This window comes from Pseudomonas sp. Xaverov 259, from assembly GCF_019352915.1.
Classification (GTDB): domain Bacteria; phylum Pseudomonadota; class Gammaproteobacteria; order Pseudomonadales; family Pseudomonadaceae; genus Aquipseudomonas.
This window is the reverse complement of record NZ_JAAAFV010000064.1, coordinates 24065-24762: the sequence shown is the minus strand read 5'-3', so window position 1 is coordinate 24762 and position 698 is coordinate 24065. Positions and strand designations below refer to the sequence as shown.

Genomic DNA, 698 nt, shown 5'->3' with positions numbered 1-698 from the left:
CGCCAAGCGATGACGTGTTCATCGATAAGAGCACCCAGACGGTCAAGATCACTGACACCACTGGCGGCAATTTCGAGAAGCTGGAAGTTGCAGGCAACGGCGCGACCACCACCATTAACGACACTATCGACAAAGTGGATGTGGTGCTGACCGCCACCACCACCGTTGGCGAAGGCGGCAATATCGTTTACACCGCATCGCTGGTCGACAAGTCGGGTAATGCGGTAACCAACATCACCAACCCGCTGACCGTGACTTTGGACAATGGCCAGACCATCACCATCGGTGTGAACCAGTCCAGCGGCAACGTCACCGTTGTAGCTCCAGATGACGTGTACAAGGGCGACCAGACCGTCACCACCGCGATTACTAATGTGACTGGCGGTGAGCATTTTGAGAATTTGGTACCCGGTACAACGCCGGTCAGCACTACTGTCACCGACACTCCGGGTACTGATAACACCACTACCGTCACATTGACCGCGCCAAGCGCAGTCAATGAGGGTGGTCAGATCACTTACACCGCTACGCTCTCTAATAAAGCGGGCACCGATGTAACCCTGAAGCTGGATAACGGCTCGAGCATCACCATCAAAGCTGGTGAAACCGTTGGCTCCGTGACTGTTGCCGCGCCTGGCGATGACGTGTTCATCGACAAGAGCATCCAAACGGTCAAGATCACTGACACCACTGGCGGT

The 698-nt window shown here is 55.4% G+C and carries 1 protein-coding gene; it reads left to right on the top strand.

Features of this window, described 5'->3' with window-relative positions; translation table 11 throughout:
* Positions 1-14: 14 nt before the first annotated feature.
* The coding region (locus K0H48_RS31155) for an immunoglobulin-like domain-containing protein (RefSeq protein WP_368862213.1) at positions 15-698 on the top strand (684 nt) is incomplete at its 3' end.